This is a genomic window from Chitinimonas prasina (assembly GCF_030160395.1).
Taxonomy (GTDB): Bacteria; Pseudomonadota; Gammaproteobacteria; order Burkholderiales; family Chitinimonadaceae; genus Chitinimonas; species Chitinimonas prasina.
This window is the reverse complement of the sequence record NZ_BSOG01000001.1, coordinates 590,853-617,055: the sequence shown is the minus strand read 5'-3', so window position 1 is coordinate 617,055 and position 26,203 is coordinate 590,853. Positions and strand designations below refer to the sequence as shown.

General features: G+C 59.2%; 21 protein-coding genes. 19 read left to right on the top strand and 2 right to left on the bottom strand.

The window, feature by feature from the left end:
• The first annotated feature begins 35 nt into the window (after nt 1-35).
• The 10 genes from QQK16_RS02965 (at nt 36) to QQK16_RS02920 (ending at nt 9,619) form a co-directional block, all read left to right on the top strand.
• Nucleotides 36-1,622 (top strand): HD family phosphohydrolase, encoded by a 1,587-nt coding sequence (locus tag QQK16_RS02965; protein ID WP_284194932.1) that lies wholly within the window; start codon nt 36-38, stop codon nt 1,620-1,622.
• Nucleotides 1,623-1,700: 78 nt separating this feature from the next.
• Complete coding sequence (locus tag QQK16_RS21560; RefSeq protein ID WP_439954228.1) at nt 1,701-1,883, top strand: prepilin-type N-terminal cleavage/methylation domain-containing protein; 183 nt, start codon at nt 1,701-1,703, stop codon at nt 1,881-1,883.
• 93 nt (nt 1,884-1,976) lie between these two features.
• Entirely contained in the window at nt 1,977-2,159 is a 183-nt protein-coding gene (locus QQK16_RS21555) for a prepilin-type N-terminal cleavage/methylation domain-containing protein (RefSeq protein ID WP_439954227.1), read from the top strand.
• A gap of 31 nt (nt 2,160-2,190) precedes the next feature.
• Nucleotides 2,191-2,565: a hypothetical protein gene (locus QQK16_RS02950; protein WP_284194931.1), complete on the top strand. Its 375-nt coding sequence runs from the start codon at nt 2,191-2,193 to the stop codon at nt 2,563-2,565.
• A 25-nt stretch (nt 2,566-2,590) separates the two neighbouring features.
• Nucleotides 2,591-3,394, top strand: a complete 804-nt coding sequence (locus tag QQK16_RS02945) for an ABC transporter permease (RefSeq protein WP_284194930.1) — start codon at nt 2,591-2,593, stop codon at nt 3,392-3,394.
• Between the two features lie 29 nt (nt 3,395-3,423).
• On the top strand, nt 3,424-4,230 hold the full coding sequence (locus QQK16_RS02940) for a hypothetical protein (protein WP_284194929.1): 807 nt from the start codon (nt 3,424-3,426) through the stop codon (nt 4,228-4,230).
• A gap of 10 nt (nt 4,231-4,240) precedes the next feature.
• Nucleotides 4,241-5,146 carry an ABC transporter ATP-binding protein gene (locus QQK16_RS02935; RefSeq protein ID WP_284194928.1) on the top strand — a complete coding sequence of 302 codons (906 nt, stop codon included), beginning with the start codon at nt 4,241-4,243 and terminating at the stop codon, nt 5,144-5,146.
• Between the two features lie 46 nt (nt 5,147-5,192).
• Complete coding sequence (locus tag QQK16_RS02930; RefSeq protein WP_284194927.1) at nt 5,193-7,193, top strand: O-linked N-acetylglucosamine transferase, SPINDLY family protein; 2,001 nt, start codon at nt 5,193-5,195, stop codon at nt 7,191-7,193.
• A 291-nt stretch (nt 7,194-7,484) separates the two neighbouring features.
• Nucleotides 7,485-8,096, top strand: a complete 612-nt coding sequence (locus QQK16_RS02925) for a fused MFS/spermidine synthase (protein ID WP_284194926.1) — start codon at nt 7,485-7,487, stop codon at nt 8,094-8,096.
• Complete coding sequence (locus QQK16_RS02920; RefSeq protein WP_284194925.1) at nt 8,093-9,619, top strand: spermidine synthase; 1,527 nt, start codon at nt 8,093-8,095, stop codon at nt 9,617-9,619. Before QQK16_RS02925 ends, QQK16_RS02920 begins: the two co-directional genes overlap by 4 nt.
• Nucleotides 9,620-9,847: 228 nt before the next feature.
• Here QQK16_RS02920 and rpoH read toward each other — a convergent pair whose 3' ends face one another.
• Complete coding sequence (gene rpoH, locus QQK16_RS02915) at nt 9,848-10,693, bottom strand: RNA polymerase sigma factor RpoH (RefSeq protein WP_284194924.1); 846 nt, start codon at nt 10,691-10,693, stop codon at nt 9,848-9,850.
• Nucleotides 10,694-10,834: 141 nt separating this feature from the next.
• The gene (locus QQK16_RS02910) at nt 10,835-11,323 is read right to left on the bottom strand and encodes a MarR family transcriptional regulator (protein ID WP_284194923.1); all 489 of its coding nucleotides are present in this window, start codon (nt 11,321-11,323) and stop codon (nt 10,835-10,837) included.
• 815 nt (nt 11,324-12,138) lie between these two features.
• Here QQK16_RS02910 and QQK16_RS02905 point away from each other — a divergent pair.
• The 9 genes from QQK16_RS02905 (at nt 12,139) to QQK16_RS02865 (ending at nt 26,203) form a co-directional block, all read left to right on the top strand.
• Nucleotides 12,139-13,968, top strand: coding sequence for a S8 family peptidase (locus QQK16_RS02905; protein ID WP_284194922.1), 1,830 nt, complete (start codon nt 12,139-12,141; stop codon nt 13,966-13,968).
• A 490-nt stretch (nt 13,969-14,458) separates the two neighbouring features.
• A complete protein-coding gene (locus QQK16_RS02900; RefSeq protein ID WP_284194921.1) occupies nt 14,459-15,175 on the top strand; it encodes an autoinducer binding domain-containing protein in 717 nt (238 codons plus the stop codon).
• Nucleotides 15,176-15,632: 457 nt separating this feature from the next.
• A complete protein-coding gene (locus tag QQK16_RS02895) occupies nt 15,633-16,223 on the top strand; it encodes an acyl-homoserine-lactone synthase (protein ID WP_284194920.1) in 591 nt (196 codons plus the stop codon).
• 27 nt (nt 16,224-16,250) lie between these two features.
• Complete coding sequence (locus tag QQK16_RS02890; RefSeq protein ID WP_284194919.1) at nt 16,251-18,488, top strand: AMP-binding protein; 2,238 nt, start codon at nt 16,251-16,253, stop codon at nt 18,486-18,488.
• Nucleotides 18,472-18,738 (top strand): acyl carrier protein, encoded by a 267-nt coding sequence (locus QQK16_RS02885; RefSeq protein ID WP_284194918.1) that lies wholly within the window; start codon nt 18,472-18,474, stop codon nt 18,736-18,738. The genes QQK16_RS02890 and QQK16_RS02885 overlap by 17 nt, the downstream gene beginning before the upstream one ends.
• Nucleotides 18,735-19,841 (top strand): Rieske 2Fe-2S domain-containing protein, encoded by a 1,107-nt coding sequence (locus tag QQK16_RS02880; protein ID WP_284194917.1) that lies wholly within the window; start codon nt 18,735-18,737, stop codon nt 19,839-19,841. Before QQK16_RS02885 ends, QQK16_RS02880 begins: the two co-directional genes overlap by 4 nt.
• A gap of 67 nt (nt 19,842-19,908) precedes the next feature.
• Nucleotides 19,909-21,822 (top strand): aminotransferase class I/II-fold pyridoxal phosphate-dependent enzyme, encoded by a 1,914-nt coding sequence (locus QQK16_RS02875; RefSeq protein ID WP_284194916.1) that lies wholly within the window; start codon nt 19,909-19,911, stop codon nt 21,820-21,822.
• Between the two features lie 110 nt (nt 21,823-21,932).
• Complete coding sequence (locus QQK16_RS02870; protein WP_284194915.1) at nt 21,933-23,525, top strand: amino acid adenylation domain-containing protein; 1,593 nt, start codon at nt 21,933-21,935, stop codon at nt 23,523-23,525.
• Nucleotides 23,525-26,203 (top strand): polyketide synthase, encoded by a 2,679-nt coding sequence (locus QQK16_RS02865; protein ID WP_284194914.1) that lies wholly within the window; start codon nt 23,525-23,527, stop codon nt 26,201-26,203. The genes QQK16_RS02870 and QQK16_RS02865 overlap by 1 nt, the downstream gene beginning before the upstream one ends.

Here is a 26,203-nt window from a genome sequence, read left to right as displayed (position 1 = left end):
TCGAGCAGTGGATGACGGGAGAGGGGTGCGGCACCATGCAAAGCGCCGACCAGCTCATGCAGCGGCTGGAGATGCTCAATGCAATCGGCATTGCGCTTTCCAGTGAGCGCAATATCGGCAATCTGGTCGAACTCATCCTGCTCGCCGCCAAGAATCTGGTCAATGCTGATGCCGGCACGCTGTACCTGGTAGAGGGCGACACGCTCAAATTTGAGATAGTCCGTACCGATTCGCTGGGGATCGCACTGGGCGGAAGCACCGGCCGCGTCCCACCCATGCCGCCTATACCGTTGCATCTGGGCGATGGCGTACCCAATACCAGCACGGTGGTAGGGTGCGCCGCCTTGCTGGGCGAGACCTTCAATATTCCCGATGCCTATCAGGCCGTAGGGTTTGATTTCTCGGGCACCAAGCGCTTCGATGCGGCCAATGGTTACCACTCCAAGTCGTTTCTCACTGTGCCTATGCGCAATCATGAGAACGAGATCATTGGCGTGCTGCAACTGATCAACAAGCTGGCGCCCGATCGCAGCATCGAGGATTTCAGCACCGACGACCAGCGCCTGGTCGAATCGCTGGCCTCGCAGGCGGCCATTGCGCTGACCAACCGGCATCTGATCAACCAACTGGAGAACCTGTTCGAGGCCCTGATCAATCTGATCAACACCGCCATCGATGACAAGAGCCCCTATACCGGCGGCCATTGCGAGCGGGTGCCGGTGCTGACCATGATGCTGGCCGAGGCCACCAGCAAGGCGAATTGGGGGCCGTTCAAATCCTTCCACATGACGGAGAAGGATCGTTATGAACTCAAGATTGCGGGCCTGCTGCACGATTGCGGCAAGATCACCACGCCCGTGCATGTGGTGGACAAGTCCACCAAGCTGGAAACCATTTTCGACCGCATTGCCCTGGTCGATACCCGCTTTGAGGTACTTAAGCGTGATGCCGAGATTGCCCACCTTAAGGGCGAGCTGGATGCGGGGGCCTACGCGGCTCGCCTAGCGCAGTATGCAGACGACAAGGCCTTCCTGCGGCGTACCAATCAGGGGGGCGAGTTCATGCGGCCGGAGGATCAGGCCAGGGTGCGCGGCATAGCGGCCTATGTCTGGAGCGGTACTGACGAAAATTGTCAGTCTGTGCCGTTCTTGAGTGAGGATGAGGTCACCAATCTGGGTGTGGCGCGCGGAACCTTGACCGATGCGGAGCGGCAGATCATCAACCACCATATTGAGGTGACCATACGCTTGCTGGAGGCCCTGCCCTGGCCGCGCCACCTGACCAATGTGCCGGAATATGCGGGTGGGCACCATGAGCGCATGGATGGACGGGGTTACCCCAGGGGCCTGACGCGGTCACAAATGAGCGTTCAGGCACGCATGATGGGCATCGCGGATATTTTCGAGGCGCTGACGGCGCGGGACCGCCCCTACAAGCCAGGCAAGACCCTGTCCGAGTCGCTGGGCATATTGGCGCGGATGACGCGTGATCAGCATGTGGACCCGGATCTGTTCGAGATCTTCATCCGTGAGAAGGTCTATATGCAATACGCCAGGATGTTCCTGGAGCCGGGGCAGATTGATGCCGTGGATGAGGCGCAATTGCTTGCAATGGCAGGGTAGTGGTGGGGGTGTGCGCGATCCTTGGCATGGAGATTGCTTTGTTTTGCATTAGGCAAACTAAGTACATTGGTGGTTGCTATGTGTGTGACTCGCCAGTCGGGTTTTACGCTGATAGAGCTGATGATCGTGGTTGCGATCATTGGTATCTTGGCAGCCATCGCCATTCCTCAGTTCGGCGAGTATACCAAGCGTGGTGAGGATAAAGCTGGGCAGTCTGATGCCAGGAATTTTTTAACCTTGGCGCAGGCAAATAGCGTTTAGTATCTGGCATGGTTATTGCTTTTGTTGCCGAAGTATCGATGTAGTGTTGATGGCTTGCATAGGGCGAGCCAGACTCGACAGAAGGAGAAGTTCATGAAGCGCCTGCAAAAGGGTTTTACCCTGATCGAACTGATGATCGTTGTTGCGATCATCGGCATTTTGGCAGCCATTGCCATCCCTCAGTTCAGCGAATACACCAAGCGTGGTGAAGACAAGGCTGGCCAGTCTGACGCCCGGAACTTCCTGGGTCAGTCCATTGCGAACAGCACTGAATAATTCACCCGCCAAAGATTAAGGAGTTTTTGCTATGAAAAAGAGTATTCTGCTGGCTAGCCTGTTGGCCACTTTCTTCGCGATCAATGCAAGCGCTGCTGTTACTAGCCCCTGTACCGGTACTGCGACTGGTGGCAAGACTACCATCGCAGGTGGTGCCCTGGGTACCGACTTCATCATCCGCGATTTCTCTCTCGCCTGCTCCAAGAATGTGTTCTTGAGCTATAACTGGAATGCGACTTCTGCTTGGGTTGCTGCTGGTTCCGGCAAGGGCGCCACGATTTTCGGTGGCACGACTGAGGGTGGTGGTGGTGCAAACTGCTTGAATAAGACGGCTGGCCTGAAGCCTGATGCTTCGAATGTTAGTGCGGCATTGACTAATGCTGAGACTGCTACCTTCTGCAAATAAGGTGGCCTAGGGCACAAGAAAACTTATGTGGTCTTATTGCCTGACCGCGTGGTACTCCGGCTTTCGTGGCCGGAGTTTTCACGCGGTGTTTGCTTTTACATTGTTACTTCTAGGTGTGGCCTATCTGGGGGCCTCCTTCTCTGCAAGGCAGCCGCAAACTGTGGCGCTCGACATTGGTTTTTCTGCCGTTCGTTTCTCCTTGGTGCTCATGTCCTTGTTCTGGGTGCAGGAGTTGGTTGGTAGGGAGCTGGAGCGCAAAACCATTCTGTTTGCCTTGACCTACCCAAGGCCACGTAGCGACTACCTGTTAGGGCGCTACTTCGGCATAATTTCTTTGTTGGCGTTGGCTACCCTGGTTTTAGGAGTGGCTTTGCTCGTGATTACCAAGGCATCGGCCTGGGGTTATGCCCAGCCCTATGGTGTGCTGCTAGGTGGCGCGTATTGGCTGACATTGTTTGGCCTATGGCTGGACGCCTGCGTAGTGACGGCGTTTTGCTTGGCGATCTCCAGCGTTGCGACCAGTGCAGTTCTACCCTTTGCGGTAGGTGCATGTTTTGCCATTGCAGCGAAGATGCTGGGGCCTGTGGCGGGTTATCTGGCGCGTGGCGCAGAAGGGGACGCCGACCTAGTTGCTAGCTACGGCTCTACCTTGGATGCGCTGTTGCTGGTGATTCCTGATCTGAGTCGCCTGGATTGGCGCGATATGCCGCTGTATCACCAAGCGCTACCGATTGAATTGATCTCGGGTGCGATAATCATGGCTGTTGCCTATATCGCCATACTTCTAAGTGTGGCTGCGTTGGCATTCCGCCAGCGGGAATTTAGTTGATGCGATGGCGGCATGTTTGCTGGTGGCTGATGCTGGTCGGTGCCGCATTAATCTATGGGGGGGCCGCCAGCCACCTTAAGGGACTACCGCGTGCTGTCGCGGTTGAGGACATGCAGGTTTCTACGCCTATACCGGTGCAACTTCTGTTGGCTGGCGGCGATAGGTTCCTTGCCGCCAATATAGCGGTGTTCAGGGCCCTGATGCTACGGACGGATAGGGCTCAGGAGGCAGCAATTCCCGTCTTGGCTAAGGTGCAGCGTGATGCTGCCTGGCTGAATCCGGGCCATGCCGATAACTACTACACTGCTGCTGCGATTCTGGCTTGGCAGGGGCAGACTAATTCGGCGAAGTATGTGTTGGTGCGTGCAATACCTGCGCGGCCTGGTGACCTGATGCCGTCGTATTTCCATGCTTTCAATCTATTCCATTTTGCCAAGCAGCCTCGTGAGGGCGCACAGGTATTGCTGGCAGCAGCAGCACGTAGCAGCAATGAGGAAGAACAGCTTAGCCTGCGTGATCTTGCGGCACGCTGGTTGAACAGGGAGCCAGATGCGCGTGCCGCCATTTTACTGATCAAGAAAATGGCTGAGCAAAGCAGGCATGTTGGCTTCAAGCGCTATCTGGAAGCACGTGCAGCCAGGATGGAGGGGCTGGAGCAACTGCGGGACGCGCACGCTCGTTTTATTGCGGCTTTTGGCCGGCAGCCAGCATCGCTCGATGAACTGGTTAAGCGCAAGATGATTGCGCGAATTCCTCAGGACCCTTTGAAACTTGGTTACGCGCTGAGTCCCAATGGGGAGCCCATCTATCAGCGCCGTATTCCGGCCGCGCAGTAAAAGTGACGCTATGACTGCAGTGATCCAGCTGGAAAAACTGTCCAAGACTTATTTAAACCGCTGGCGTAAGCCGGTTCATGCGTTGCGGTCGCTAGATTTGACAGTGATGCAGGGCGAGGCGTTTGGTTTTGTAGGTGCTAATGGAGCCGGTAAGAGTACAACGATCAAGCTGTTGACCGGGGCCATGAAGCCCAGTTCAGGTACTGGCTTGCTGATGGGGCGACCTTTGGATGACCACAAGAGCCGTGCCTCGCTGGGCTATGTGCCAGAGAACCCTAGCCTATACGATTATCTGACTCCGCTCGAGGTGCTGGGGATCAGCGCACGTATGCGTGGGGTACAGGGGGATGTCAAGGCGGAAAGCATGCGCTGGCTTGAGCGTTTTGGCATAGTGCACGTGGCGAAGAAGTTGATACGTGACTTTTCCAAAGGGATGGCGCAGCGTACTGCATTGGCGCAGGCGATGGTTGGAAATCCCGGCTTATTGATACTAGACGAACCCCTGTCAGGACTTGACCCGCTTGGGCGGCGAGAGGTGGTGGATATTCTGGCCGAGTATCGTAACAATGGCGGTACGATTTTTTTTACCTCACATGTATTGCATGACGTTGAGCGGATTGCTGATCGATTTGGCCTGATACACCAGGGTGAGATGCGGATGGTGCGCAGCCCGGCGGATCTGGCGCGGGAAGATAGCCGCGTACAGATACGCTCCATGGGGTCTACGGCAGTGGCTGGTATGAAAAGAGACGTGGGTGAACGGTGGGCAATCGAGTTGCCACATGATCAGGTCTGGGCGCAGTTAGAACGATTGCGCGATGCGGGCCACCAAATTGTTGAAGTCCGTGCTTCGCTCTCGCTAGAGCATTTATTCATGCAAACGGTGCAATCGGGTTCTGTTGGCGATACGGATTGACCTTTATTACCCCTTGGATGCCAGCTCCTTTCGCTTGTCGAGATTCATGAAACCAGCAAAAATTGAGAAGAAACGCCAACAGGCGGGCGTGCGCGTGATGGCTGCGTTTGCGGCAAAGGAATACGTATTGCTCGAGCGTTTGGCGGGCGAGTACCTCACCCAATTTCCTGACGATGCCTTTGGTGTCAAGGCCATGGCCAGCAGTCTGCTGGCGCAGTCGCGCTTTGCTGATGCAGAACCATGGCTGCAGCGTGCGGTTACGTTGGCGCCCGATGATGATGAAGCCATTAATAATTTCGCCGTTTTTTTGGTTAGGGTGGGGCGGCTGGATGAGTCGACACCATTGTTTGAGCGGGCATGCAAGCTGGATCCGAGCGACGGGGGGCGTGTAGGTAACCTGGCCCGCTGCTATCGGCTTCAGGGTAGGGTAGAAGACGCGGAGGCAATGTATCTAAAGGCCTTGGCACTGAGCCCTGGTGATCCCGCGCTGCAGTCGGGTCTCGGCGAGCTGTATTATTGCGCTGGGCGTGCGAACGAGGCCCTACCTTTGCTGGAGCAAGCCACCCGGCGGCGTTCAGGAGATGCGGAGCTGTTGGCAGCTGCATTGGCCTTGGATAAGCAATACCATGAGGCTGTCAGGGTCAATCAGGCCGCACTGGAGGTGAAGCCGGGCGATGTGATTCTGCTGGCGCAATTGCTTCATGCCGCACAATACTTGTGTGACTGGGCTTTGGCTGCGGAGATAGCGACAAAGCTATGTGTCGCTTATGAGAGAGGAATCCCGTTCCAGATTCCGCCTTTCCCATCGCTAGCGATACCGGGTTTTGATCGAAGGCAGCATAGACATATTGCTGAGAGCTTCGGGACCAGTCGCTTTATTGGCTGCGCACCGGTGCAACTTCAACCTGCAGATACGGCGCTCACCCACCGATTGCGCCTAGGTTATCTGTCTGCTGATTTCCATGAGCACGCTACGGCCTATCTGCTGGCGGGGGTGTTGGAGCAGCACGATCGGAGTCGTGTTGAAGTCTATATTTATTCTTATGGCATACACGATGCCAGCCCCATGCGTCATAGGCTTGTTGGCGGTAGCGATGTCTTCCGGGACATTCGAGCATGTTCGTATCGGGAGGCTGCTGAAGTTATCGCAGCAGATAGGATAGACATCCTGGTCGATCTCAAGGGATGGACTCAGAATGAGCGGCTGGTCATCTCTTCCATGAGGCCAGCGCCCATCATCGTGAGCTGGCTTGGCTATCCAGGTAGTCTTGGTTTATCTGTATTGGCTGATTACGTCATCGGCGACAAATGGGTAACACCGATCGAGCATGCAGACGGGTATAGCGAAAAAATTGCCCAACTGCCGCATAGCTATCAGCCCAACGATAATACACGTGTTGTCCGTAAAGGGGCGTCCAGGGTCGGGCATGGCTTACCTGAAGGTGCTGTCGTCTACTGCTCGTTCAATCAGAGTTACAAGATCACGGAGCCGGTTTTCAAAGTGTGGTGTGAGGTGCTAAAGCAGGTGCCTAATGGTGTGCTTTGGCTGCTAAAGCCCGCGGCTGAGACGGCCAGCAAACTGATTGAGGCGCTCGCAGGGGAAGGTATTGCGCGGGATCGTCTGATATGGGCTGATGATATGCCCTTGGACGATCATCTCGCCCGTCTGACGCTGGCTGATGTCGCCCTGGATACGTCGCCGGTGGGGTCGCATACAACAGCCAGTGATGCCTTGCGAGCGGGGGTACCGCTGGTGACCTGCCCTGGTGAGATATTTGCCAGCCGCGTTGCTGCCAGCTTGCTAGCGGCTTTGGAGATGGAGTCATTGATTGTTTCTAGCTGGGAAGAGTATATCGCTCTGGCGGCGAAGATGGGGGGGGATGCGGACTATCGGCAGCAGGTAAGAAGTCGTCTGGCTGGCAAATTGGTGACCGCACCACTTTTCGATACCCAGCGCTTCACCCGCAATCTTGAGCATTTGTATGTGCGCATTTGGGAAAACCATTTGGCGGGCAGGCATGAACATATCTTGTCGGTTGATGAATAGGAGCGGCTAACAAAACCCTCCTGGCGTTGTTGTGCGAGCTTTCCGTACCTTCGTACTGTCTGCTGCGCGCGCCAGCGCACTCGCGCCTAGGCTGAACCGTTACGCTGAGTTTTGTTAGCCGCTCTAAGCGGGGTGGGCGGCGTTGACAAGCCCTTGCGCTGGTCAACTGCTTGCCACACGCGCCTGTGTGTGCAAGGGTTCTGCGCATGGCTAGTATGACCTGCGCGTCTGTAGTGACCGATAAATTGCAAGCACCTGCGGTAGGTGGGTGACACAACAGGAAGTGGGTCCATGCAAAGCAGTAAATTGGCGATTGCCAATGTTTTTACTTTATCTGGTGCGGCCGGACTGATCTACCAGATATGCTGGCAGCGTCTGTTGTTCGGCAATTTCGGCGTGGACATGGAATCCATCACCATCGTCGTGTCGGCATTCATGCTTGGGTTGGGATTGGGTGGATGGTTTGGCGGTCGGCTCGCGGACCGTTACCCCGATGCAACACTGAACCTGTTTGCCCTGTTCGAGCTGGGCATTGCTTTGTTCGGCATGGTCAGCCCGATGTTGATAGGTGCGGCTGGCGACCTGTTCAGCCGCTCGCCATCATGGCAGGTTGGGCTTATCAATTTCATCCTTGTGTTGCCGGCGACGTTCGTCATGGGGGCGACTCTCCCGCTATTGACTACCCATTTCGCCAGGCATGACAAGGCCGTGGGTGAGTCCATAGGCTTGCTGTATTTCTTCAATACCATGGGGGCGGCGCTGGGAGCGCTTGCATGTGGTTTTGTGTTGTTCCGATATGTGACGCTCAATCAGGCCATCGGTATCGCTGTCGCCATCAACGTGCTGGTTGCTGTATTGGTCAAGCTGGTGCAGTGGCGCCAAGAAAGGGTGCTGCAGCCATGATACGTTTCGCTGGCCTATTGGCCTTCTTCTGCGGTCTTAGCAGCCTGGGGCTGGAAATACTCTGGGTCAGGCTGGTGGGCTTTGCCCACCATTCCGTGCCCCAGGCCTTTGCCTTTGTCCTGTTTGCTTTCCTGATTGGCATTGCTGCCGGAGCACACTATGGCAAGCGGCTGTGCCGTGATAACCATGCGCCATTGCAAGCGGCTGGCATGCTCTTGGCCGTGTCTGGCCTATATGACATCCTCGCCCCATTGGTTTATGCCTTGGTAGTGTCAGTGCCTGCGCTGGAGACGGTAGTACTCTTTATCCTGGTGGCAGTGGCATCTGCATTGAAAGGGTTGTTGTTTCCCTTGGCTCATGAACTGGGCTCACGCGGTGCGACAGTCTTGGGGCGCTCTGTTTCCAATGTCTATTTTGCCAACGTATTAGGTGCGACCGTAGGGCCGATACTGGTTGGATTCGTGTTGCTGGATCGCTTGGGTGTGCAAGCCAGTTTCGTGCTGCTGGGTGTGCTTTCGCTGATCGTCGGTCTGGGCCTGCTGGCCGCAACGTTCTCCGGCGGCGCCAAACCCTGGAGACTTGGCTTGGCTGGTGTCGCTACGCTGCTTTGCCTGGTGTGGGTGCCCGCTGATTGGGTGGTGCAACGCATTGCGGCCTCAGGTCGTCCAGCCTGGGAGGCAGTTGGGAATATCATCGAGAACCGTCATGGCATTATCTATACGGTAACCAGGCCGGTGCTGGCAGATAGCATCTACGGTGGCAATGTGCTGGACGGCGACTTCAACACCAGCATAGTGAGCAATAGCAATGGTATCGAGCGGATGTATGCGCTGGCGGCGTTGCGGCCGAATGCAAAGCGCATTCTGGTGGTGGGGCTGAGTGGCGGTTCATGGGTAGAGGTGCTGCGACACTTGCCCGAGGTTGAGCGCATTGATGTAGTCGAACTCAACCCGGGTTACTTGGACTTGATACAGCGCTACCCAACGGTGAGGGGGGTGCTGCATGACCCCAAGGTGCATATCCATGAGGCAGATGGCCGCCAGTGGCTTAAGCAGCATGAAGGTAGGTATGACCTGATAGTCATGAACACCACCTGGCATTGGCGTGCTTACACAAGCTATTTGTTGAGCCAGGAGTTCTTGACTGTCCTTTCGTCACGCCTGGCGCCCGGCGGGATGCTGGCATTCAACAGCACTGGTTCGCCGGACGTGATGGAAACTGCGGCTCAGGTGTTTCCACACCTGTTCAGGTATCGCAACTTCATCTTTGCCGGGCACCATGACGCACGCTCTAGTCTTGCCCAGCACGCGCACCTGATACGGCTGGTGCGTCCTAACTGCGGTAGCCAGGGTTGTGGCAGCGAGCCCAAGCTTGATCGGGCGATTGAGCGGGTGGCGCATTGGCGAACTGAAGACCTGGAGATGGTACGTGCGGGGGCAGGCAGGCCGCTGGAAGTGATTACCGAGCAGAACATGCTGACCGAGTACAAGTACGGTCGGGGATTCATGGCGCTGGAGTGGTAGTGGTAAGCAGTAGGCGGTGAGTCAGCCAGACCATGGGCAGATAAGGATGAGCCGTTGCTAACCGTGATAAGCTTGGTGGCGCTCTTGTGCGGGCATGTCGTATCCCCAAGCGGTCTGCGGCACTCTGCCTACGCCCGTAGACGGGTTGGAGCTGCTGCGCAGGGCAGGCTAGCGGCACCAAGCAAAAAGGCGAACCCTAGGTTCGCCTTTTTGCATGATCATGCATAATCAGGCCGGAGCCAGGGCAGTCTTCATCTTCTGCAGTGCCTTGACTTCGATCTGCCGGATGCGCTCGGCCGAGACGCCGAATTCATCGGCCAGCTCGTGCAGGGTGGCGCCGCTGTCATCGGCCAGCCAGCGGGCTTCGACGATGCGGCGGCTGCGGGCGTCCAGGCCTTCCAGTGCGGATTGCAGGCCTTCGCCTTGCAGCCTATCAGTGGCGCGACGCTCGAGTACGGCAACCGGTTCGTTGTCGTTGTCGGCCAGCCAGTCTATGGGGGCGTAGCTGTCCTCGTCACCGTCATCGGCTACCAGGGCAACATCCTGGCCGCTCATGCGGGTTTCCATCTCCAGCACTTCTTCGGGCTTGACCCCCAGGTCGTCGGCGATCTGCTTGGCTTCGGTATGGCTGAGCGAGGCTAGGCTGGACTTCATGCTGCGCAGATTGAAGAACAGCTTGCGCTGGGCCTTGGTGGTGGCGATGCGAACCAGGCGCCAGTTGCGCAGGATGTACTCATGGATCTCGGCGCGTATCCAGTGCACCGCGAAGGAGAACAAGCGCACGCCACGGCTGGGTTCGAAGCGCTTGACCGCCTTCATCAGGCCGATATTGCCTTCCTGGATCAGGTCGGCCTGAGGCAGGCCGTAGCCGGCGTAGCCGCGGGCGATGGAGACAACCACACGCAGGTGCGACATCACCAGTTTACCTGCGGCATCAAGATCATTGTGCTCATGCAGGCGCGTGGCCAGCGAGACTTCTTCGTCCTGGCTGAGCAGCGGAATGGCGTTGATTTGCTGGATGTAGCGATCCAGGCTGTCGCCTGAGGCAATGGCCGGCAGGGTCATGGTGGTCATGTTGGTCTTGCTCCTTGTTGCGGCCTGTTGGTTGACCGCAAAACGATATTAGCACTCTCAACCAGAGAGTGCCAATAGCGTAGAAGGTTCAGTCGGGGCAAGCATTTTTTTGCATGGTGAGTGCACGGCTGCGTGGCCTGATCAACGCAGGCTTGGCCTGACCTGCGGGTCTTGCCGCAGCCTTTGGGTATGTTGCTGCAGCAGATCGCACAAGCTGCCCAGGGCCTGGTGTATTAGCCGTTGCTGTGCAGCCGGATAGCTGGCATCCAGCGCCTGTATGGCACTGGAGAGCGGCTGGTAGAGGTGGTTGATGGCACCTATACGGTCGGCAACCGGCATGAGCACCACGCTGCGGCGATCCTGCGCATGAGGTTGGCGTTGTACAAATCCGGCGCGCTCCAGCCTATCTATCAGGCCGGTAATGGCGCCCGAGGTCAGTTGGGTCTGATCGGCCAATTGGCGCTGGGTCATGCCTGGCTGCTGCACGATCAGCCCCAGCGCCTTGTGATCGGTCACGCTCAGGCCTATGGCGTCGGCCAGCGCGGCATCCAGCATGGCGGCGTAGTTGGCGAAGGCGATTGCCAGCTCATCAAGCCGTCCATAGGCGGGGTCAGGGGGCGGTATCTTCATGTTTATTCACACCACGGGTTTGAAGCTTTGCGTAGACCCTGGGCGCCGCTTGCGGCTTTGCTTTGCTTTATGCGGCGTTGCGGTTGTCGGGAATGTGCAGATACTTCGCTGTCGTCGCAATACGGCGCCAATGAGAAAACTTCTCCTGGCATATCAACCCTATGCTGCTTGGACATTTCTCACTCGCACCTGTGCTTGCCTGGATATCGAGGTTGCGGGGGCACTTGTAGCCGCGCTCCGACTCTTGGGGTGACAGGCTGCGTCGAAACATGGCACTTGGTCTGGGTCTAGATGTGCAATCGAGGTTATTGGGCACCTCCGTCGGGCTGCACCTTATACAGGGTGTCTCTTTCTGGATGGTATTCAATGCGCTGTTGCTAGCAGAAGTGATAGCCCCTGCCGGGCATGACGACAAGCTTTGGACTTGAATATTTAAATAACAAATTGATTTTAAATGACTTTCATTTTCTACTGGGGAGGGAGGGAGCTGTCCTTCCCTGCGTTGACAATGATTGGAATGCTGATTTAGATTGGAAACTAACTTAGCTGCTAAGTAAATAATAAGTATAGCAGATTTGATGCTATAGCCTGGCTGTGCAGCCAGGTGTGCAAAGGATGCGATGGTATGGAGGACAGGCAAGACAGCTCGGGTGACGCTGTCTCGGCGGCACATGCCACGTACTGCGATATTTCAGCCAAGGTATCCCCTGGCGCTACGACCGCTGTCTTTACACAAGGACGGTGGTCGGTGGTTTATTCCCTGCGCTGATGGCGTCTCGGCGCAAATGCAAGTCCGATAACAACGGAGCAACGCAATGAAGAAGAACAAACAGCGTTTCGTAGCATTGAGCAAGGTGACTCTGGCGGTAAGCTTGGCACTATCTGGTGCTGCAGTCCTGGCCGCCGATGCAGGTAATGGGACTGACCGTATCATCCTGAAGTATCGAGACAGCGGCCTTGCCGCACCGCAGCTGAGCGGGCCGAGTGCGGCCAGTGCGCGTGCCACGGTGCAGGCACAGCGGCAAAGCCGGGTACAGCGCGCCGTGTCGGGGTTTGGCAGCTCGGCTACCTTGCTGCGTGAGGGCAGCAAGGGTGCGCAGATCTACAAGCTTGATCGCCGCTACAGCCTGGCCGAAGTGGAAGCTATGGCAGCAAATATCGCCAAGGGCGACGCAGGCGTGGAGTATGCCGAGCCCGACAGGATGAAGCGCCATATGGATGTACTGCCGAACGACCAGTACTGGTCGCAGCAGTGGGATCTGCACAATAGCGTGGCGGGGGTGAATGCGCTGCTGGCGTGGGGTCAGTCTACCGGCCTGGGTGTGACCGTGGCCGTGGTGGACACCGGCTATACACGCCATGCGGACCTGACCCGCAACCTGGTCAGTGGTGGTGGCTATGACATGATCAGCGACCCGGCAGTCAGCCGTAAGCCGGCTGGCCGTAGCCGCGATGCCATCGACGCGGGCGACTGGACCGTGGTGGACAATGAATGCGGCCAGGGTGAGCGGGCGTCGGGATCGAGCTGGCATGGTACCCATGTGGCCGGCACCGTTGCCGCGACCGCCCACAACGCCATGGGGATTGTGGGCCTGGCCTATGACGCCAGGATACTGCCGGTGCGGGTACTGGGCCGTTGTGGCGGCTATACCTCGGATATCGCGGACGGCATGGCGTGGGCATCGGGTGCCAGCATACCCAATGTGCCGCAGAACACCACGCCGGCCAGGGTGATCAATCTGTCGCTGGGGGGGACAGGTGCGTGCAGCCAGTATGAACAAGATGCCATCAACACGGCCCGTGCCAACGGCGCGGTGGTAGTCGTGGCGGCGGGCAATGATGGTATGGATGTCAGCACTGCCAGCCCGGCCAACTGTCAGGGCGTGGTGGCTGTGGCCGCTTTGCGGGTAGATGGTGGCCTGGCGTCCTATTCCAACTATGGTAATGGTGTCGATATCGCAGCGCCGGGAGGTGGTGGCCGGGATGACCCGAGCGAATACCGGGTGGGCATACGCTCGACCCTGAATACCGGGACAACGGTGCGCGGTGCGGATACCTATGGCGACTACTCGGGTACTTCCATGGCCAGCCCGCATGTGGCTGCCGTAGCCGCCATGATGATTGCGGCCAAGCCTTCGTTGACGCCCGATCAGGTGGAAAGCCTGCTGAAGTCGTCGGCACGGGCCTTTGTCAAACCCTGCTTGCGGCTGGATGGCCGTAGCGTGAGCTGTGGTACAGGCATGCTGGATGCCGCTGCCGCCATGGAGGCCGTGTTGGGTAGGCCACTGCCCAGTGGCGTTGAGCGTGAGCCCAACAATACGCTGGGTACGGCCAACCGTGTTGGTGCGCCTGTTACCTTTGAGGGCATCATAAGCAATACCAGTGATCAGGACTGGTTTGTCGTCGATCTGCCGGCAGGCAAGACGCTGGCGGCGACACTGGTGCCGGCTGCCAGCAATGCTGACTTCGATCTTTATGTCTACAACAGCAGCGGTACCTTGCTGGGCAAGAGCGAGAAAGGGGCTGGCCAGTCGGATCTGGTCAGTAGCAGCAACAGCAGTGGGGCGACCGCTGCGCGTTATGTGAAGGTGCTGCGCTACAGTAGCTCGCCAGTTGGCAAGTACAGTCTCAAGTTGAGCTGGTAAGGCGGCTAGCAAGATTACTAGTAGCTGCGGCCGCTGTTGCGGCGCAGCATACTGGTAATAAGTGTCTTTAGCAGGAGGGCGGATGCCGAAAGGCACCCGCTTTTTTTTTGCCTGCGCGTCAGGCTGTGCCTGCAGCCGGGCTTGGCCCCACCAAGCAGGCGGATAGGCGCTGCACTCACCCTGGCTTGCCGACAAGGTTATCAGCATATTCTGATGGGTAATATTTTGTATATCAAGCTGTTGCTGCTGTGCTTACGCTTGCAGCGGCTGGGGGTGACGCGGGCCGGCGGTATTGTTTATGCTGTAGGCATAATTGGCTGGTGCGAGGTGTGACAGGCTTAAGGATTGAAGTCAGGACATTTAGAAGAACAAGCAGTGTCAACAACTGCGGCATGAAACGGGGCACCTATTACCCGGCCCGTTCAACTCGCCTGCTTGCAGGCTGTTGGGTGGGTGGTTGAGTTCCGTTGGAATCACTCAGGAGGGATGGATGAAGAATTGGCAAGCGGACTTGTTGGCTGCCCAGGAGTCGGTGAATTGTGAAAAGACCTTGCTTAAACAGATTGAATTGGCTGCGATTGCACTGGGCTTTGAGTATTACGCCTATGGCTTGAGAGTGCCTTTACCGCTGTCTAACCCCAAGATGGTCATACTGAATAACTATCCGCTGGCATGGCAGCAGCGCTATATGGAGCAGGGCTATCTGCGCAAGGATGCGACAGTGCAGCATGGACGCAGTTCGCAGACGCCCATCGTCTGGTCTAACCAGGTATTCGCTTCGGCCACCGATCTGTGGGACGAGGCGCAATCATTCGGCCTGCGACATGGCTGGGCGCAATCGAGCTGCGCCGCCAACGGCGTGGGTGGCATGCTGACGCTGGCCCGCTCCAGGGGGGTGATCACAGCCAAGGAATTGCAAAGCAAGGAGCTGAAGATGCGCTGGCTGGTGCAGACCTCGCACAATGCATTGGCCCGTATCCTGTCGCCCAAGTTGGGCATAGGCGGGGGCAAGCTGAACCTGACCCAGCGGGAGATGGAAGTGCTGAAGTGGACGGCTGACGGGAAAACCGCTGGTGAGATATCCGAGATACTGGCTTTGTCTGAGAACACGGTTAATTTTCACATCAAGAATGCGGTGGCCAAGATGGGGGCGTCGAACAAGACGGCGGCCGTGGTTCGTGCGGCTATGTTGGGTTTTCTGAATTGATGACCTGATAGGGAGGCATTGAATGGCAGTACCTGGAGCGGCGCATTGCGCCGCTTTTTGCATTCTGGAGACCGTCCACGCGCTGTCTCCATGGCGGCCGTAGGGCCGATGCGGGGCTGGCCTCCCACATCAGGAGCGCCGCCCCGGCGCCTTAGCGTTTGCTTGGCCTGTGACTACCCATGTGTCGGGCATGATGGCGGGCTGTTACCGGCAGGTGATGTTGCGAAAAGATGACGGTCAGGCGCCTAGCCGCTGAAACGCCTTACTTCAAGGTGTTTGGCCGTGTTCGATGGGGAACTTAGGCGGGCGCGAAACGATGAGGTGTCGCGGCTGTGCGCCCTGGCAGCATGCCGGGCAGAAGGCGACCCCACCAAATCTGGTAGTTACGTGAAGTCACCAAGCTCTATTCAATACGCTCCGATGCTCTCGCCGAGAAGAGCCGAATAAGGAGGTAGTGGTGCAAATCGTCACTGGAAGGTCTGACCATCTGCCGTCCGGCGTGTTCATGGGACTGGCCCGATATCGTCACCGGGTGTTCGTGGAAAAGCTGGGCTGGCAGCTCAAATGCCAGGATGGTCTCGAGTTTGATCAGTTCGACCGGCCCGATACGCTTTATGTGGTGGCCCAGGATCAGGATGATCAGGTAGTCGGCGGTGCCCGGCTGCTTCCTACGACCCGCCCCTATCTGCTGGGCGAAATTTTTCCTCAACTGCTCAACGGCCAACACGTACCGAATTCGCCCGATATCTGGGAGCTGTCGCGCTTTGCTGCGGTGGACTTCAGCGAGGCAGCCAGTTCGGCGGCCAATCCGGCCAAGCTGCCGCTGGGGCAGTTTTCCTCCCCCGTGGCGGTGGAGCTACTGCAAGCCACGCTGGAACGTGCTGCCGAAAGCGGTGCCCGGCGCGTGATCACTGTCTCGCCATTAGGCGTGGAGCGTTTGCTGCGCAAGGCCGGTTTCAGTGCCGACCGGGCGGGTTCACCTGTGCTGGTGGATGGCAACCCCATCATCGCCTGCTGGATCAATGTTCCTGGTTACTCCCCTTCCTGAGTCGGTTACAACTTCCGAAAGCGCACGATGACATCAAGCGATATTCGTATCCAGGTACTGGGCGGCGAAGGCGGCCTGCTCGCGGCAGATGAATTGATGGGTGGACAAGGTGGCCACGCGCACTATCGCAATGGCCCTGCGGACTGCCATACCTTTCTTGACCTGCTGAAGTACCGGGTTGAGAGCGCACCGCGCGAAATGGTTTATACGGTGCTGGGCGAGGATGCGGAGCAGGAGGAGACGCTCAGCTACTTCGAGCTGGAATCGCTGGTTACCCGCATCGCCCACGCCATCAAAGGCGTACAGCGCTTGGAAGAAGCGGGGCAATCCAAGGTGGTGCTGGTACTGCCGCAAGGCAAGTACTTTGTGGCCGGGTTCTATGCCTGCCTGGCCGCTGGCGCCATTGCGGTGCCAACCTTTCCGCCCCGCAACCCGCTGCAGCGCGACAGGCTCAAGCTGATACTGCAGGATTTGCAGGACCCCATCGTCCTCACCGATCTGGCCGGTCTGGACGGATTGCTGGACGACATCGAGCAGGATGCTGCACTCAAGGGCTTGCGTTGGCTGAGCATGGAAGACTGCCTGGGTGAGCGGGCAGGGCATTTCAGTGAATTCCAGGCGAATCCTGATGATATCGCCATGTTGCAATACACCTCGGGGTCTACTGGCAAGCCCAAGGGTGTCATTGTCAGCAACCGCAATCTGGTGGAGAACTCCCGCCTGATAGAACAGTGTTTCGGTCATCGTGAAGGTGTCAGCCGCTCGGTGATCTGGTTACCGCCGTATCACGACATGGGCTTGGTCGGTGGCATCTTGCAACCGGTCTGCGCTGGCTTTGCCACCATGCTGATGCCGACCAATCTGGTGTTGCGCAGCCCTTATCGTTGGCTGGAGGCGGTGTCTCGGTTCCGTGGCACCAGCAGCGGCGGCCCGAACTTCGCTTTCGAGCTGTGCGTCAACAATATCCGCGACCGCCAGCTGGAGCAGTTGGATCTCAGCAGCTGGAACATTGCTTTCTGCGGCGCTGAACCCATCAACTACCACACCATGCAGCGCTTCGCCGAGCGCTTCGGCCGGGTCGGCTTCGATCCTGCTGCGCTGTATCCCTGCTATGGCATGGCCGAGGCCACCCTGATGGTGTCCGGTAAGCCGCTGGATACCCACTTCAAGTCCCTTAGCGTCAGCGCGCGGGAGCTGGGCAAGAACCAGCTGAGCCCCTTGCCTGAGACCGATCCGGAGAGTCGCTATCTGGTCAGCAGTGGCCGGCCACATGATTCGCTGGATGTGCGGGTGGTGGACCCGCAGCTGGGTATTGCGCTCAAGGATGGCGAGATAGGCGAGATCTGGATCAGTGGCCCCAGTGTGGCGCAGGGCTACTGGAACGACCCTGCCAAGACGCGCCAGCAGTTCGGCCTGCACATTGGTGGCCAGGCAGGGCATTACATGCGCAGCGGTGACCTTGGCTTTCTTGCAGACGGCGAGCTGTTTGTCACCGGTCGCTTGAAGGAGGTCATCATCATCCGTGGGGTTAATTTCTACCCGCAGGATTTGGAATACGAAGCGGCAGTGGCCTGTGCCGAGTTGAAGAGCGGCCGGGCGGTGGCCTTCTCGGTGGAAGCGCAGGAACGCGAACAGCTGGTGCTGGCGATTGAGGCCAGGCAGGCCGACCTGGATTTTGCCAGCCTGGTGGTGGCCATCAACCAGCGGCTGATACAGAAGTTCGGCATCAAGGCGGACAAGGTTGTCTTTGTGCCGCGCAAGACGGTCAAGATTACTTCGTCGGGCAAGCTGCAGCGCGTTGCGCTCAAGGGCGAATACCTGGATGGCAGCCTGAGCAGCTACTTCAGCTGGTGCGAGGCCGGAGGTGACGTGAGCGGCGCCAGCCACGAGCAGGCGACCGATGCGGCGCTGGCGGTGCTGGACCTGGCATCGGCAGACAGCATCTGCCTGTGGCTGCGGGCCATGATTGCCAAGCTCAACCGCTGCAGTCTGGAACATGTCCGCGCCGAGGACCCGTTTGCGGCGCTGGGGCTGGACTCGGTTTCGGCACTGCACATCCTCTCGGTGCTGGAGGCCGAGCACGGCGTGTTGGTGTCGCCAGAGTCGCTCTACCAATTCAATACCCCGCAGTCGCTGGCCTCGGAAATCGCCAGGCTGAGCTATCTGCGCTCGGCTGCAGCCTCTGCAGTGCATGAGCTCTGCGAGCTCGCTGCTACCCCGGAAACCCTCGTTCCAAGCCAGGACAACTATGCAATCCCTACATGATTTCACCGGAAAGATACTGGGCTTCATCTCCCGCAGCTTTCTGGATGGCGACAAGAACCTGACGGTGGAGACGCCGCTGATGGAGCTGAACATCCTCGATTCGGTATCGGTATTCGACATCGTCGACTTCATCTCCAGTGAATTCAAGATACGGATTCCCCTGGAGGAGATAGACCCGGTGAACTTCCAGAGCGTGGTCAGGCTGGAAGAGATGATTCTTAGATTGGCTAGCGGAGAGGGCGGAAAATGATACCCAACCAGTGGTATGCCGTATTACGTGGTCAGGATGTGAAGAACAAGCCGGTCGGGATTACCCGGCTGAACAAGAAGCTGGTGCTTTACCGCGATAGCAACGGTGAGGTGGCCTGTCTGGAAGACCGCTGCGCCCACAAGGGCGTGCTGTTGAGCAAGGGCAAACAGCATGGCGATGCCATCGCCTGCCCCTATCACGGCTTCCAGTACAACCAACAAGGCAAGTGCGTGCACATGCCGGTACTGGGCAAGTGCGGCGTTATTCCCCGCACCATGCAGGTACCCGCTTATAAGGTTCACGAGCAGCACGGCTTGATCTGGCTATGGAATGGCGAGCAGCAGGACAGCTATCCCGAAGTGCCCATGTTCGCCAATTTTGCCGAGTACAAGGGCTTTACCTCGCTATATGGCTGGACCGCGCCCATCCATTACACGCGCTACGTCGAGAGCGTGTGCGAGGTCTACCACGTTCCCTTTGTGCACAAGGGCTCCTTCCTGAATATCTGGGATCCCAAGGGGGGGCGGGTGGATGACTTCCGCTGCGCCATCGATGGGCATCTGATTACCAGCGACTTCATTCTTCGGCCCGATGACGAGCGCCCGGCTCAGGACACGCTGACGGCCAAGTTTCCATGGCAGCGGGGCTGGCGCATAGGCGTGGATGTGCTGATGCCCAACCTGGTGCAGATACGTAATGACGTATTTGACGTCTACCTGGTGGCCACGCCCATAGACGATGAGAACACCTGGGTCTGCTTCTGCTATCAGGAGCCCAAGAAAGACCTGTTGTTCCCTTTCTTCAAGCCCTTGCCCATACCGCTCTGGCGTCAGTTGCGGCCATGGATGATGTGCCGGATGGAACGCTTCATCCAGCAGGCCAAGGACCTGGAGGCCATAGAAGGGCAATGGCCGCGTGCCTCCAGCCTCAGCGCCAACAATCTGATACCGGTGGACAAGGTCAACGCCTACTACCTGCGTCTACGGGACAAGTTAATCCGCGAAGCGGAGGCCGGCAAGTCGACCCAGAGCAAGGCGCCGGCTGTGCCCATCCACTTGGTGACCGAGCCGGCAGGTTCGGCCCTGGAAACCAACTCTCTTTGAAACTCTCGCCGCCCGATTTTTGCCGCCGCTTGCCCGGCTGGCCCAGACCACGCACAAGGACCGCGCAATGAATGAGCAAGCCATCGCCTCGCGATCAGCACCGGAAGAACTGATCCTCAGCGTCGTGAAGACGCATACCCGCTATGCCGAAGAGGATCTGATCGCCGACGCCTTGCTCCAGGAGGAGCTGGGCATAGACTCCATCATGATTGCCTACATTGGGGCGGATCTGAACAAGCTGTTTCAGGTACCGCATACCGTGGGCACCCAGGGCGTGGAAACCCTGGCCATGCTGATGGCGCGTTTTCTACCCTATCCGCTCCGCAACGATGCCACCCAACTGCTGGCCCGCCTGCAGGCGGCTGCCACGGAGGATGGGGCGGAAGGTTCTGACGAGGAGGGCGGAGACGCCCGCCGTGCTGTCATCCTGGACGTGGTGAAGCAGCATACCCAGTATGCCCTGGCTGATCTGCAGCCTGCCGCCCTGCTGCAGGAAGACCTGGGTGTGGATTCCATCATGCTGGCCTATATCGTGGCAGACCTGAACAAGCTGTTCGAGCTGCCGGTGGCTGCCGAAGCCAGTGGCATGGAGACACTGGACAGCCTGATCGAACGGTTTGCCGCCTACCCACTAAAAGCTGGCGCAGCGGCGCGGCTGCAGGCGGGAGGGGAGGCGGTGGTGGTTGAGCCGGAGACTGCTGCTGGGCTGCAAGACGCGTCTGACTACGATAGCCTGACCATGCGTGACTTTGCCGGCGACAACGGTCGCGACCTGTTTGGAAAGGTGCAGCGGTTCGCGCCTTTCCTGCGCGATCGTACGGACAAGGGGCTGTTCTGGTACGGCATGCCGTTCCGTAGCGCTTGTACCAACCGTGCCGTCATCTTCGACGAATACAGCGGCATGGAACGCGAGTTCCTGATGTTTGCCTCGAACAACTACCTGGGCTTGGCCAACGATCCCCGTGTGATTGATGCCATCGTCGATGCAACCCAGCGCTTTGGCGCCACCAATACCGGTTGCCGGCTTATCGGGGGTACCAATACCTTGCATCTGGAGCTGGAGGCCAAGCTGGCTGCCTTCAAGGGGCGAGAGGCCTGCATCGTGTTTCCGTCCGGCTACTCGGCCAATGTGGGGGTGATCTCGGCCTTGCTGGGCGGTAACGATACGGTGATCAGCGATGTCTACAACCATATGAGCATACAGGATGGCTGCAAGCTGTCTGGCGCTGCACGCCGAATCTACCAGCACAACGATATGGCCTCGCTGGAGATGGCGCTGCAGAAGGCGGACAGCCGCTCGGGCGGCAAGCTGATCGTGGCGGACGGCGTCTTTAGCATGCATGGCGATATTGCCAAGCTGCCGGAGATGGTGGCCCTGGCGCGGCAATACGATGCCCGACTGCTGATAGACGATGCACACGCTACCGGCGTACTGGGGCGTCGGGGCTCTGGCACGGCCGAGCACTTCGGCCTGGGCCACGAGGTAGACCTGGAGGTGGGCACCATGAGCAAGGCGCTGGCCGGTATGGGGGGCTTTGTGGTGGGTGACCGTGAGGTGATCGACTACCTGCGCTTTTACGCCAACTCCTATGTTTTCGCCGCCACCATCCCGGCCGGCGTGGCTGCCGGCCTGATCCGCTCGGTGGAATTGATGGAGCAGGAACCGGAGCGGCTGGAGACCCTGTGGGCCAATATCCGCTACCTCCGCACTGCCCTGCAGGCTGCCGGATTCAATACCGAGCACAGCGAAAGTGCCGTCATTCCCATTGTCATTGGTGATGAGCAGAAGACCATGGCCATGGGCCGGTCGGTGCGGCAGCGCGGCCTGTTCTGCCAGACCGTGGTGTTTCCTGGCGTGGCGGTGGGCGATGCGCGCTTACGTGTCAGTGTGCTCTCCACCCATACCCGCGAGGATCTGGACCAAGCCATCGCCATCTTTACCGAGGCGGCGGAGGAAAACCAGCTGTTCGCCAGGCACTAGCCATCTGCCGAAGGCTGGCCGGCCCGCCATGGCCGGTCAGCCGCTGAAACCCGCGCTGTATTCGCTTCTTCGAACCTAGCCCGCGTCAGACCAACACCGGAAGACCCGCCATGCCACAACACCGTCAGATTGCACCGCCAGAGGCCGTGCACCAGCCCCTTGCGCGCTACGCCCAGACTAGTCCGGAGCGGCCTTTCCTGTTGGCAGAGGGGGGCATCAGCTATGGACGAGCGGCCGCCTGGGTGGCTGCATTGGCGAGTGAGCATCTTGCCGATGTGGCCGAGCAAAGGGTGGCGATCTGGATGGGCAAGGGCAATCACTATGCCTTGTCCATCCTGGCCAGCCTGTATGCAGGTGCCTGCTATGTGCCACTGGATGGCGGCCAGCCCGTACATCGTGCTGCGGGCATCGTGGAGGATGCGCAGGCCAGGGTGCTGATAGTCGATTCCGCCCACTATGCCGAACTGCAGCTGCTGGGTGTGCCCGATTGCGTGGAGCGCCTGATCCTGCTGTTGTCGCAGGGTGAGCAGGCTCCTGATGGCGAGGATGGCAGGCTGGTGGTGGTGCGCGATGCCATGCTGCTGGACAGGGAATTGTCGCTGGATGTTGGGATGCCGGTGCCGCCCAGCCAGGTGGCCGCCATACTCTATACCTCTGGTTCGACCGGCAAGCCCAAGGGTGTGCAGCTGAGTCACCGCAACCTGTCCAACTTCATAGGCTGGTGTGGCGAGGAGCTCGCACTGAGCCAGGATGACAGGCTGCTGAACATTGCCAGCTTCAATTTCGACCTCAGCACCTTCGACCTGTTTTGCAGCCTGCTGCATGGCGCCTCGGTCTATGTGAGCCAAGAGCAGGAGCAGCAAACCCTGGGCCGTCTGGCGGATGTGCTGCGGCAGCAGCAGATTACCGTGCTGTACACCGTGCCGTCGCTGCTGGCCCTGCTGAGCCGGGCAGGTATCTGGCAGGCGCTGGCACCGCTGAGCCTGCGTTATGTGATCTTTGCCGGCGAGGTGATGCCCTTGCCGCAGCTGCAGTCGCTGGCGAGGCAGTTGCCGGCCAGTTGCCAGCTCTACAATTTCTATGGCCCGACCGAGACCAATGTGTGTTTGTATCACAAGGTCAGCGAGGCGGACCTGGCAGGATCGGCACCGTTGCCCATAGGCCGACCCATACGGGGGGCAGAGGTCTGGCTACGCGATCAGGATGGCCGTCGCCTGGGGATGGAAGAGGGCCAGCTTGGCGAGATCTGGGTAGCGGGTGCCTGTGTCACGCCGGGCTACTGGCGGCGGCATGATGCCGTCAATGCCGAGAACCATGTGCTCAATCAGCATGCCACAGGTGACTACGGGTCGTTCCGCGATGGGGTGTTGGTCTACCACGGCCGTATGGATCGCATGCTCAAACTCAATGGCTACCGGGTAGAGCTGGGCGAGATCGAGGCGGTGCTGGCCACCCATCCCGATATCCATGAGGTGGCGGTGTTGGCGGAAGCTGGGCCTGTTGTACGGCTGATGGTCTACCTGGCGACCCGTCAGGCTGATGCCAGCATTTCGATTGCCGACCTCAAGATATTCTGCGCGACCCGTTTGCCGCGCTACATGATTCCACATGGCTTGTGCCAGATGGCAGCATTGCCGAAAAACGCCAATGGCAAGATTGACTACCGAGCCCTGGCTGATGCCGACAAACTGGTGAGCGCCTGATGCAGCGGACAGACGATCACGCACCGGCAGTGGCCGTGGTGGGGATGGCCTGCCGCTATGCCGGTATAGAATCACCGGATGCGCTGTGGCAGCGCTTGCAGATGCCAAGGCAGGTTGCAGCGGAAGGTTTGCGGCGCATGGGGCCGGTCCGTGCGGAGCTGGCGCAGTTCGGGATTCCCCCCATCTATCGGGACTCCATCAACACCTTGCAGCTGCACCTGTTCGAGCTGGCGCAGCAGGCCTTGCAGCAGGCCGGCTTGGCGGACGGTGGCATTGATGCCGAGTACACCGATGTGATTTTCTGCAGTGGCTTTGGCCTGAACCGCGGCTACGAGAACTTTGCCCGTATACAGGCGCAGCACCTGGCTGTTGAGTTTGCGACGGCAGCGGCAGGTGACGATGGCCACGCTGAGCTGTTGGCAGGCAAGCTGCGCCAGGGGCTGCAGCAGGATTTCTCGGCCAGCTCGCACGACAAGGTGGGTGAGATGGCCAGTTCCATCCCTGCCCGCATTGCCGGCTTCTTTAAGCTGCGCGGCCAGTCCATGGCGCTGGAGTCGCTCGATGGTGGCGGTGTTCAGGCTTTGCTGGCAGCGTGTGAGTCTTTGCGGCAGGGTCGTGCCAAGGCCGTCTTGCTGCTGGCAGGGCAGGGGCTGGAATCGGAATTGATGCTGGAGGTACTGGCAGGCCAGGGCATTACTGCCGAGCTACCCGGACCGACGCATGCCGAGGAAGGCTTGGGCGGGGTGGGTGAGGGTGCTTGCGCCCTGGTGCTGAAAGCCTGCCATCAGCCGGAGCCGAGGGCGCTGGCCTACCTGGGGGGGCTGTACGCCTGCCCGGCCGGTGAGGAGGCTGAGCTGGCGATGCAGCGATCGGCCCTGTGCACTGCCGACCTGGTCTATGTGGACATGCTGCGCAATTGCTGTGAGGCCCGCTACGCCACCATGCTGGCGGCGACTGCTGCCGCTGCCTACCGTAGTGATGCACAGCGCAAGTGCTATTGGGGGGCCGCCCAGAATGCCACGGGCTACACCTATGCGGCCAGTGTGCTAACCGGGATGTTGAAGGCGCTGCTGGTACTGGGACACCGCCAGGTACCGCCTTCCCGTGACCCAAGTGACGCGGTAGCTCGCCCCTTTACTGACTTACTCAACCTGATACTGCCCAGCCAGACCGTGGCCTTGGGTGGCGGTGCCATTGCTGCCTTGGTAGCGGGCGAGGATCTACGCGGTTGTGCCTTTGGCGTGCGGCTGCAAAGCGAATTTCCTGGGGCTGCCACAGCTACGCCCGTCGGCACGGCGCAGCAGCCTGTTGCGCTGGTGGGCATGGGAGGCTGTTTCGGTCAGGCCATTGGCCTGGATGAATACTGGGAATACCTGAGTGGTGCAGCTGACAGCTTTGGCAGCCTGGATGGGCAGCGCTTCATGCCCCAGGTTTACCGCCATGATGATCCGGCAGCCCCTGGGAGTTACTACATCGCCCGCGCCTCTGCCATGCCGCTGGGCTGGCTGGAGCGGATACAGACAGGACTGGCCGAGCAAGGTTATGGGCCGGCCCAGTTGGCGGCCTGTACGGCGGCGCAGGAGGCGGTGCGCAGCGTTCCTGCGACGGCAGTGGGGGGACGGGTGCTGGCGGTGACTGCCTCCAACCTCACGCTGGGCGTAGAGAAGCTAGCCGCCAGCCGGTACTTCCGCCAGCAGGTGGTGGCTTGCTTCCGCAAGGTGTCACAGGCGCAGGGTCTTGCTGAGTCTGCGGTGCAGGCTGGCCTGGCTGCGGTGTCGCGACAGTGGGCTCTGCAGGGCGAGCATGCGCCGGCGCTGGAGCTGCTGGCTGCCAGTGGCATCAGCCGGCTGGTGGCGGAGCAGTTTGGATTACGCGCCCAGTGCGTGGCGGTGGAGGCAGCCTGTGCCGGCTCGCTGGCGGCCCTGGACTTGGCAGTGAACAGCCTGCGTGCTGGTCGGTGTGATGTGGCCCTGGTCAGCGGGGTGGAATTGCCGGTCAATATCAATGACCTTTGCCTGTGCTCTTCGCAACGGATGCTGGCACCAGACCTGATTGCCACCTTCAGCAGCACGGCCAGCGGCTTCACTCCCGGCGACGGCGCCGGCACTCTGGTGTTGCGCCGAGCCGATGACTTGCCGGCTGGCCTCACTGCGCGTGCGCTGATTACCGCGCTGGCCGGCAGCACGGATGCCAAGTCGATGATAGCTCCCAATACCGAGGGGCAGGTCAAGGCCATGGAAAGGGCGCTGGTCCAGTCCCCGCACGGCACGGATCAGATAGATTTCATTGAGACCCATGGCACCGGCACCCGGATTGGGGACCAGGTGGAAATTAGCTCACTGGCCCAGGTCTACCGCCCCCTGCCGGGGCGTACGCGCAAGCTGGGCGCGCTCAAGACCCGTTTTGGCCATTGCTTTGCCGCAGCGGGCATGGCCAGCGTAATCAAGACGGTGCTGGTGATGGAGCGGGGACAGTTGCCAGCCAACCGCCTGCGCGGTGCCGTGAATCCTGAGTTGCAGCTGGCTGAGCGAGGCTTCGATGTGCTGGCGCATACGCAGAGCTGGCCCCGACCTGCGCAGGGGCCGCGCCGCGTCGCCATCAATGCCTTTGGCACCGGCGGTATCAATTTCCATCTGCTGATGGAATCTCCTCCCATTGCTGCACCCCTTCCCGAGTAA

Excerpts from the sequence above, each read along its gene's own strand:
- QQK16_RS02935 (WP_284194928.1), top strand. The coding sequence starts at position 4,241 with ATGACTGCAGTGATCCAGCTGGAAAAACTGTCCAAGACTTATTTAAAC.
- QQK16_RS02905 (WP_284194922.1), top strand. The coding sequence starts at position 12,139 with ATGAAGAAGAACAAACAGCGTTTCGTAGCATTGAGCAAGGTGACTCTG.
- QQK16_RS02920 (WP_284194925.1), top strand. The coding sequence starts at position 8,093 with ATGATACGTTTCGCTGGCCTATTGGCCTTCTTCTGCGGTCTTAGCAGC.
- QQK16_RS21560 (WP_439954228.1), top strand. The coding sequence starts at position 1,701 with ATGTGTGTGACTCGCCAGTCGGGTTTTACGCTGATAGAGCTGATGATC.
- QQK16_RS02950 (WP_284194931.1), top strand. The coding sequence starts at position 2,191 with ATGAAAAAGAGTATTCTGCTGGCTAGCCTGTTGGCCACTTTCTTCGCG.
- QQK16_RS02925 (WP_284194926.1), top strand. The coding sequence starts at position 7,485 with ATGCAAAGCAGTAAATTGGCGATTGCCAATGTTTTTACTTTATCTGGT.
- QQK16_RS02940 (WP_284194929.1), top strand. The coding sequence starts at position 3,424 with ATGCTGGTCGGTGCCGCATTAATCTATGGGGGGGCCGCCAGCCACCTT.
- rpoH (WP_284194924.1), bottom strand. The coding sequence starts at position 10,693 with ATGACCACCATGACCCTGCCGGCCATTGCCTCAGGCGACAGCCTGGAT.
- QQK16_RS02945 (WP_284194930.1), top strand. The coding sequence starts at position 2,591 with ATGTGGTCTTATTGCCTGACCGCGTGGTACTCCGGCTTTCGTGGCCGG.
- QQK16_RS02875 (WP_284194916.1), top strand. The coding sequence starts at position 19,909 with ATGAATGAGCAAGCCATCGCCTCGCGATCAGCACCGGAAGAACTGATC.
- QQK16_RS02930 (WP_284194927.1), top strand. The coding sequence starts at position 5,193 with ATGAAACCAGCAAAAATTGAGAAGAAACGCCAACAGGCGGGCGTGCGC.
- QQK16_RS21555 (WP_439954227.1), top strand. The coding sequence starts at position 1,977 with ATGAAGCGCCTGCAAAAGGGTTTTACCCTGATCGAACTGATGATCGTT.
- QQK16_RS02880 (WP_284194917.1), top strand. The coding sequence starts at position 18,735 with ATGATACCCAACCAGTGGTATGCCGTATTACGTGGTCAGGATGTGAAG.
- QQK16_RS02910 (WP_284194923.1), bottom strand. The coding sequence starts at position 11,323 with ATGAAGATACCGCCCCCTGACCCCGCCTATGGACGGCTTGATGAGCTG.
- QQK16_RS02965 (WP_284194932.1), top strand. The coding sequence starts at position 36 with ATGCAAAGCGCCGACCAGCTCATGCAGCGGCTGGAGATGCTCAATGCA.
- QQK16_RS02870 (WP_284194915.1), top strand. The coding sequence starts at position 21,933 with ATGCCACAACACCGTCAGATTGCACCGCCAGAGGCCGTGCACCAGCCC.
- QQK16_RS02890 (WP_284194919.1), top strand. The coding sequence starts at position 16,251 with ATGACATCAAGCGATATTCGTATCCAGGTACTGGGCGGCGAAGGCGGC.
- QQK16_RS02865 (WP_284194914.1), top strand. The coding sequence starts at position 23,525 with ATGCAGCGGACAGACGATCACGCACCGGCAGTGGCCGTGGTGGGGATG.
- QQK16_RS02885 (WP_284194918.1), top strand. The coding sequence starts at position 18,472 with ATGCAATCCCTACATGATTTCACCGGAAAGATACTGGGCTTCATCTCC.
- QQK16_RS02900 (WP_284194921.1), top strand. The coding sequence starts at position 14,459 with ATGAAGAATTGGCAAGCGGACTTGTTGGCTGCCCAGGAGTCGGTGAAT.